Annotated in this window: 9 protein-coding genes and 1 pseudogene; 3 read left to right on the forward strand and 7 right to left on the reverse strand. The window is 36.8% G+C overall.

The features are described from left to right. Positions 1-244: 244 nt before the first annotated feature. The 4 genes from RT445_RS22200 to RT445_RS22215 form a co-directional block, all read right to left on the reverse strand. A complete protein-coding gene (locus RT445_RS22200) occupies positions 245-658 on the reverse strand; it encodes a VOC family protein (RefSeq protein ID WP_274795370.1) in 414 nt (137 codons plus the stop codon). Between the two features lie 73 nt (positions 659-731). Beyond that, positions 732-1,367 (reverse strand): 3-oxoacid CoA-transferase subunit B, encoded by a 636-nt coding sequence (locus RT445_RS22205; RefSeq protein WP_274795369.1) that lies wholly within the window; start codon positions 1,365-1,367, stop codon positions 732-734. Next, positions 1,367-2,074: a CoA transferase subunit A gene (locus tag RT445_RS22210; protein ID WP_312507653.1), complete on the reverse strand. Its 708-nt coding sequence runs from the start codon at positions 2,072-2,074 to the stop codon at positions 1,367-1,369. The genes RT445_RS22205 and RT445_RS22210 overlap by 1 nt, the downstream gene beginning before the upstream one ends. A gap of 107 nt (positions 2,075-2,181) precedes the next feature. After that, on the reverse strand, positions 2,182-3,066 hold the full coding sequence (locus RT445_RS22215) for a LysR family transcriptional regulator (RefSeq protein ID WP_274795367.1): 885 nt from the start codon (positions 3,064-3,066) through the stop codon (positions 2,182-2,184). A 305-nt stretch (positions 3,067-3,371) separates the two neighbouring features. Here RT445_RS22215 and RT445_RS22220 point away from each other — a divergent pair, with 305 nt between their 5' ends. Then, positions 3,372-4,685 (forward strand): short-chain fatty acid transporter, encoded by a 1,314-nt coding sequence (locus RT445_RS22220; protein WP_312507654.1) that lies wholly within the window; start codon positions 3,372-3,374, stop codon positions 4,683-4,685. Between the two features lie 33 nt (positions 4,686-4,718). Here the strand turns inward: RT445_RS22220 and RT445_RS22225 are convergent, their stop codons facing one another. Continuing rightward, the gene (locus RT445_RS22225) at positions 4,719-5,357 is read right to left on the reverse strand and encodes a LysE family translocator (RefSeq protein ID WP_312507655.1); all 639 of its coding nucleotides are present in this window, start codon (positions 5,355-5,357) and stop codon (positions 4,719-4,721) included. A gap of 158 nt (positions 5,358-5,515) precedes the next feature. Between RT445_RS22225 and RT445_RS22230 the strand changes: the two genes are divergently transcribed. Both RT445_RS22230 and RT445_RS22235 read left to right on the forward strand, forming a co-directional pair. After that, on the forward strand, positions 5,516-5,938 hold the full coding sequence (locus RT445_RS22230; protein ID WP_274795364.1) for an SRPBCC family protein: 423 nt from the start codon (positions 5,516-5,518) through the stop codon (positions 5,936-5,938). Then, on the forward strand, positions 5,938-6,258 hold the full coding sequence (locus tag RT445_RS22235) for an ArsR/SmtB family transcription factor (RefSeq protein ID WP_274795363.1): 321 nt from the start codon (positions 5,938-5,940) through the stop codon (positions 6,256-6,258). The genes RT445_RS22230 and RT445_RS22235 overlap by 1 nt, the downstream gene beginning before the upstream one ends. Before the next feature lie 37 nt (positions 6,259-6,295). Here RT445_RS22235 and RT445_RS22240 read toward each other — a convergent pair whose 3' ends face one another. Together RT445_RS22240 and RT445_RS22245 are read right to left on the reverse strand one after the other, a co-directional pair. After that, positions 6,296-7,075, reverse strand: coding sequence for a YqhG family protein (locus RT445_RS22240; RefSeq protein ID WP_274795362.1), 780 nt, complete (start codon positions 7,073-7,075; stop codon positions 6,296-6,298). Between the two features lie 17 nt (positions 7,076-7,092). Then, positions 7,093-7,242: pseudogene (locus tag RT445_RS22245) on the reverse strand (ATP-dependent helicase); the annotation flags it as partial.

Raw genomic sequence — 7,242 nt, forward strand, 5'->3', positions numbered from 1 at the left:
TAAAAAAACCCCCGTAAAAGTTAGATTGGTGTCTAACTTTTACGGGGCAGTTCATACATGCAGGGGTATCTTTCATGTTATTTTACATACCGCTTTATACCTTCTAATATAAAAGGCCGTTTTATCTTGGAGTGAGTTGGATACCAAATTCCTTTGCCATGCTTTTCGTATATACTATCTAGGGTATTTTACATCATAAAAAAACACGAGACTATATCAGATAGCTCTTGCTCTTATTTTTTATTTATATTCCTTCAGTATTCATTAATACTAATCGCCAACCATCAGGGTCTTCAATCGTTACCCCTTTCTCTGCCCAATAAGGATTTTCAGGCTCTACTTCAGGATATCCCATGAGTGCTAGTCTATCTGAAATGTGCCGAATCGTTTCGCTGTTTGGAATATAAAGCACTAGAAGATTGTCCTTACTTGGTGCTGGGCACGGACTTCCCTCCACATGCTCAGTAAATTCTAGATGATAGCTTGCATTTGGTAGGCCAATCATTATACCTTCATAGCCTCTGTGTCCTGTAAAAGAACCAATTTTCTTTAATCCGACACCTTCACAGTAAAAACGTTCGATTTCTTTGATTCGATCTGTGGGTCTTGCTATTCTAACCTGTGCAACTGCTAATTCATTTGTCCATTGTTGTTTCATCGTTATGGCTCCCTTTTTAGTTTATTGTAGGATGTCTACAATCATTCAGGGAACAGTCCTAGGTCTGAAATTATTAGGCTAAAGCTACACTAAACGATGCAGCAGTCTTTTCTTTTACTTCCTCTAAAGTAACACCTTCAGCTAATTCTATAAGCTTCATACCCTCTTGTGTAAAATCAAATACAGCTAAGTCTGTAATTAATCGATGCACTACCCCTTTACCTGTTAGTGGTAGCTCACATTGCTTTTTAATCTTTGATTCTCCATTTTTATTCACATGCTCCATTACAACGATTACTCTTTTGGCTCCGACAACAAGGTCCATAGCACCGCCCATACCCTTCACCATTTTTCCTGGAATCATCCAGTTAGCAAGGTCTCCTGTTTCAGATACCTCCATACCACCTAAAATAGCAAGATCGATGTGGCCACCTCGTATCATGGCAAATGATTCTGCACTGTCAAAGAAAGATGCTCCTGGAACTGCGGTGACAGTTTCTTTCCCAGCGTTAATTAAGTCAGGGTCTACCGCATCTTCAGCTGGGTAAGGGCCAATACCAAGAAGACCATTTTCTGATTGTAACAGCACATCGTAATCGGCAGGAATTGCATTTGCAACAAGTGTTGGGATACCTATACCTAAATTGACATTCATACCATTTGCTATTTCTTTCACTGCTCTGTTGACGATTTTCTGTCTTGTATCCATTATGCTTCCCCCTTTTTCACCGTCAAACGCTCAATACGCTTGTCATAATTTTCGCCTACTAACACACGTTGCACGAAAACCCCTGGTGTATGAATATGGTCTGGGTCTAATTCGCCTACCTCAACAATCTCTTCTACTTCGGCAATCGTAATTTTCCCAGACATAGCAGCTAAAGGATTAAAATTTCTCGAAGTTTTTCTGTATACTAAGTTTCCTAGCTTATCAGCCTTCCACGCTTTGACAAGGGCAAAATCAGCAACAATTCCTTCTTCTAAAATATATTCTTTTCCATCAAAAACCTTTACTTCTTTTCCTTCAGCAATTGGCGTTCCCACCCCAGTAGCTGTATAAAACCCCGGAATTCCTGCCCCCCCTGCACGTAGTCGTTCAGCAAGTGTACCTTGTGGCGTTAATTCTACTTCTAGTTCACCACTTAAAAATTGCTGTTCAAAAATTTTATTTTCCCCTACGTAGGAAGCAACCATTTTTTTAATCTGCTTATTTGCTAACAGTAAGCCAAGTCCCCAATCATCCACACCGCAATTATTACTAACAACCGTTAAATCCTTCGTTCCTTGTTGGACTAATGCTGCAATTGACTTTTCAGGTATACCACATAGCCCGAAGCCTCCTACAGCTAATGTATCTCCATCCTTAATATCTGCAACAGCATCTTCGAACGAACTCCATACCTTCCCATTCCCCATCTCGAAACCTCCCAAATTTGCTCGTTTATTAAGGAAAATTCTACATCATTGCTATTTTACAAGTAAAGGAATTAATTTGAATACTATTTATTCCTAAATAGAATAAATCACTTATCTTCTTGCATACGAACTGTTTTGAGTAGCTGTTTTAATGCATAGGATTGATATGTATTTTTCTTTGTAATAATTCCCAGACGCCATGGCATGTCAAAATTATATAGAGGAAGAATTTTGACATTAGTATTTGTTTGTTTGGCAGCAATGGAGTATGGCAGTAGTGTCACACCTAAATTGGAGGAAACTAGTTCAACTATTAAGTCCCATTGCGAACTTTTATAGCCCACATAGGGTGTAAACCCAACATTTTTACATGATTTAATAACATAATCATGTAATGCAAATTCCTCAGCAAAAATAATAAAAGTTTCATTTTTTAAATCTTGTAATTGTATATGTTGTTGTTGAGCTAATGGGTGTAATTCATTAATAAATACGAAAAATTGATCCTCTACAAATGGCTGAACTGAAAATTTCCTTTCATCAGTGGGCAGCACAACTATTCCCATGTCCACCTCGCCATTTTCTACTAACGTACCTACCATTTTTGCTCCTCGTTCTACCAGCTCTAAATGGACTTCTGGATATTGTTGATGAAAGTCCCTAGCTATTTTCGGGAAAAATAATGTACCAATTAAAGGTGGAATTCCTAACTTGATTGAGCCAGTTTTAATATGTAATAAATCATCCAGTAAAATATGCAAATCATGTACAGAGCGCATTATTTTTTGCCCCTGTTTATAGACTATATCTCCAGCATCTGTTAACTCTACATTACGTGTAGATCTGTTTAACAATTCAACGTGCAATGTATCTTCTAATTTTTTAATGCTTTTACTTAATGAAGGCTGCGATACAAACGATTCATTCGCTGCCTTCGTAAAACTTCCATGTTCAACCACAGCCATAAAAGCTTTTAAATCTCGTAATTCCATAAACATCTTCCTCATTTATTCTAATTTGTTATGAATTATTTTAAAAAACTCCTATATAGTAATAAATTCTTCTCTGATATTGCTAGTCCTTCTTCTAAAAAAATTTGTATCCGAATACTATAGCTGTAAGGCTTTCATATGATTACAATAACATTAATTTAGGTCACGTTTATTAAAATCCCAAAACATCTATTTCTATTACACGTTTTATTTATCGTCCCTTATACAAATTTTCTCTTTATTCGCAATAATCTCTATGTAATATTAAGTGTAGGGGATGCAGAAAAAAGAAAGGGGATTCATGAATGAAAACATTAACAAAGATTTCAAATACTATTATGGAAAAGTATTTACCCGACCCATACATATTTGTCACTATACTCACAGTATTAGTACTGTTATTAGGGGTCTCTCTTACTGATTCGTCACCTCTCGAAATGGTAACTTATTGGGGAGGGAATTTTTGGAAATTATTAGAATTTACGATGCAAATGGTCATTGTGTTAGCAGCTGGACATATACTGGCAAATAGCCCAATTTTCAAAAAAGGGTTGTCAGCTGTAGCTAGTAAAATAAAGACACCAAGCATGGCCATTATTATTGTAACATTCATATCACTTATAGCATGTTGGATTAACTGGGGATTTGGTCTTGTCATTGGGGCTTTATTTGCAAAGGAAATTGCTCGTCATGTAAAGAAAGTAGATTACCGCTTATTAATTGCTAGTGCTTATTCGGGTTTTATCATTTGGCATGGAGGATTGGCAGGCTCTATTCCCCTGTCCATTGCAACTGAGGGACATCCTTTTGCAAATTTAATTGGTGTTATACCAACAAATGTTACACTATTTTCAACGTATAACTTATTTATTGTTATTGTAATAGCTTTAACTTTACCTTTCTTTAATCGCTGGATGATGCCAAAGGACGAAGATACAATTGAAGTTGAGCCCTCATTATTAGAGGAAGAAAAAGTCGCACTACCTAAGCCAGAAAATAACTTCGCAAGTCGTTCGGAGCGTAGCTATATTTTAACGATATTAATCGGTTTAATTGGACTTGTCTTTTTATTTCATCATTTTATTACAAAAGGCTTTGCCCTAGATTTAAATGTAGTCAATACAATCTTTATTGTTTTGGGCATTATTTTTCATGGTACTCCTCAGCGTTTCCTTGCGGCAGCACAGGATGCCATTAAAACAACTACAGGTATCGTTATTCAATTTCCTTTCTATGCGGGCATTATGGGAATGATGACAGATTCAGGTTTAGCTGCAGTGTTCTCTCAATGGTTTGTGAGTATTTCCAATGAACATACTTTCTATCTATTTACATTCTTCTCAGGAGGATTAGTCAATTTCTTCGTTCCATCAGGTGGTGGACAATGGTCTGTGCAAGCGCCTATTATGTTAGATGCTGCGACGGCATTAGGGGCAGATTATGCGAAAACAGCTATGGCAATTGCATGGGGAGACGCATGGACGAATATGATTCAGCCATTTTGGGCTTTGCCTGCTCTTGCTATTGCTGGGTTAAAGGCAAAAGATATTATGGGCTTCTGTTTGTTTATTTTAATTTATACCGGAATCATTATTAGCATAGGATTCCTTTTCTTCTAACATTTTATATTACATTAGAAAAGCCCAACAAAATTAGTGGGCTTTTTCTAATGCTAATTTAATTCCAAAGCCTATTAACACAGCGCCAGTTACCCCTTCGATAATAGCCTTCGTCGATGGCCTTTTCATAAATGCGCTAATTCGATCTAAAAGATAGACATAAAAGACAAACCATAACATGGTTAATGCTGTATAAATTAAACCCATTATTAAAAAAGGAAAAAATGTCCCGCTTGTACCGTCCACAAACTGCGGAAGAAATGTTAGGAAAAATACAGCGACCTTTGGATTTGTCACATTTGTTAGAAACCCTTGCTTAAAGCAAGATTGCTGAGAATATTTGTGATCCATGCTTTCCACATCTTCTACAACAGGCGGTTGTGTGCGTATTGTTCGAAGTGTCCACAAGGTTTTTATACCTAAATAACATAAATAAACCGCTCCAACATACTTTAATACGGCAAATATATAGGCAGATTTCACAATAATAGCTGAAAGTCCGATAACTGCTGCACATGTATGAATCAATAAACCACAACAAGAACCTATTATTGTCTGCAACCCTCCCCTTCTACTTACAGTTAACGTATTTTTTGTGGCAATGGCTGTATCAGGACCAGGTAAAATAATGAGCAAAATGCACATAACTAAGAACACAGATATGTTGACCATAAAATCCCCTCACCATCTGTCAGAAAATTTTAATTAATTGTAGCACAAGCATCGCCCTACAAAAAGATAGAAATTATTTTTATTGACATATAACCATAAGGTGTTATATATTCATAACACCTTATGGTTATATATCATCAACAAAGGAGTAACTCAACATGACTGAACAATTACAGGATATTGTCAAAACAATTACACTAAACGCCCCTATTGAAAAAGTGTGGGAAACAGTAGCAACGGCTGAAAAGATTGCTACTTGGTTTATGCCAAATGATTTTCAACCTATCGAAGGCCACGAATTCACTATTCAATCACCTTTTGGACCTTCACCTTGTAAGGTAGAACGTGTAGATGCCCCACATTTTCTGCGATTTGCCTGGGATGAGGATGGCTGGTTTGTAACTTTTGAGCTAAAAGAAGTAGGACAGCAAACTGAATTTACCTTAACACATGGAGGCTGGAAGGAAGCTTCACATATTATCCCTAAAGCCAACACAGCTGCTGAAGCTATCCGTACAAAAATGGATGGCGGGTGGACAATGATTATTCATCAAAAATTAAAAGAGATTGCCGAATCCTAATGTCTCAATCAGCAGTAAAGTATGATGTTTTTCAAGCAATTGCTGATCCTACAAGAAGAAATGTCTTACAGCTCCTTGCAGCAACTGATAGACCCATTTCTAATATTTCCGAGCATTTTGACATAAGTCGAACTGCTGTCGTGAAGCATTTAAAAATATTAGAACAGGCAGAGCTTATTTCTGCCCAAAAAAAGGGTAGAGAGAAAATCTATACGCTGCATAGCGAGCGTTTAAAAGAAATTGAAGATTGGCTGCAATATTTCCATTTATTTTGGGACAATAAATTGGCTCAGCTACAGAGCTTGGTTGAAGATTCATAAAAGAAAAGGAGCTGTCCTTATTTCAGACAGCTCCTTCTTAAAAGAGATAAAATAATCCGCCATTCACTATGTCAATTTTAATTTTAGATTCATATTGCTCCTCTAATGCTTTTCTTTCAATTTCATAACATTCTGGTTTTTCCTCTACATCTTCATAAAAATAATCTAAAACTCGTTGATCTCGTTGCCATCGTTTTTGTGCTTCATTTGCCCATGAATGATCGTCCTGCTCAATAATTGACTCTATTGTAGCCTTTAATCTTTCAAGCGCTCGCGTTGGCTTTATAATATATTGCACATGAAATACATTGTCTGCGGGTTCTGTGTCAAAATCCGAAGAACAAATCGTTTCATGAAAATCCTCCTTGATAACACCCGTTAATAAATTGATACCAAATGAATAAAGCATTTCTTTCGTACGATCACAGCAATAGGAAACTTTAAAATTAACGCCTAGCCAGGGCGTTAAAATGACCTGTCCCATATCTCGATCAACCTTTTCAAACAATTGTACATATGCACCAAGCTCCCTTGTCGCTAAAAATAGCTGATTTAGACGTGGCGAACCGTAATGAATTGCCTCTCCAAATACATTGCCTGATAGTGCTGACTGATCTGTAATAAAGGTTACTTGTGCTGGGTTTGGCTCACTATTCGTCGCTTCTATATACTGCCAGTAAAACGGCCTATTCATAATTCTTTTATCAATATCTACTGTTAGTTGTACCGTTAAATAATGATTTTCTTCTACCAAAATGGCACAGTCATTCTCAGAAAAAAATTCCTTTAAATAGTGATGGACTTGTTGCGGATACATGGCTGCTCCTCCTTACCTCATACGGATTCTTTAAAGTTAGTTAAAATGGCATCTAAATCACCAACCACTTTCTCGAACACATCTATTTTTGTATGAAGTAATTCCAAGATTTTTTCTTCAATGGTATTTTCGATAGCAAGGTTATAAATATGGACGTCATGCTCCTG

The sequence above is a fragment of the Lysinibacillus sp. genome (assembly GCF_032093475.1).
In the GTDB taxonomy this organism is placed as follows: Bacteria; Bacillota; Bacilli; order Bacillales_A; family Planococcaceae; genus Lysinibacillus; species Lysinibacillus irui.

Excerpts from the sequence above, each read along its gene's own strand:
- RT445_RS22200 (WP_274795370.1), bottom strand. The coding sequence starts at position 658 with ATGAAACAACAATGGACAAATGAATTAGCAGTTGCACAGGTTAGAATA.
- RT445_RS22205 (WP_274795369.1), bottom strand. The coding sequence starts at position 1,367 with ATGGATACAAGACAGAAAATCGTCAACAGAGCAGTGAAAGAAATAGCA.
- RT445_RS22210 (WP_312507653.1), bottom strand. The coding sequence starts at position 2,074 with ATGGGGAATGGGAAGGTATGGAGTTCGTTCGAAGATGCTGTTGCAGAT.
- RT445_RS22215 (WP_274795367.1), bottom strand. The coding sequence starts at position 3,066 with ATGGAATTACGAGATTTAAAAGCTTTTATGGCTGTGGTTGAACATGGA.
- RT445_RS22220 (WP_312507654.1), top strand. The coding sequence starts at position 3,372 with ATGAAAACATTAACAAAGATTTCAAATACTATTATGGAAAAGTATTTA.
- RT445_RS22225 (WP_312507655.1), bottom strand. The coding sequence starts at position 5,357 with ATGGTCAACATATCTGTGTTCTTAGTTATGTGCATTTTGCTCATTATT.
- RT445_RS22230 (WP_274795364.1), top strand. The coding sequence starts at position 5,516 with ATGACTGAACAATTACAGGATATTGTCAAAACAATTACACTAAACGCC.
- RT445_RS22235 (WP_274795363.1), top strand. The coding sequence starts at position 5,938 with ATGTCTCAATCAGCAGTAAAGTATGATGTTTTTCAAGCAATTGCTGAT.
- RT445_RS22240 (WP_274795362.1), bottom strand. The coding sequence starts at position 7,075 with ATGTATCCGCAACAAGTCCATCACTATTTAAAGGAATTTTTTTCTGAG.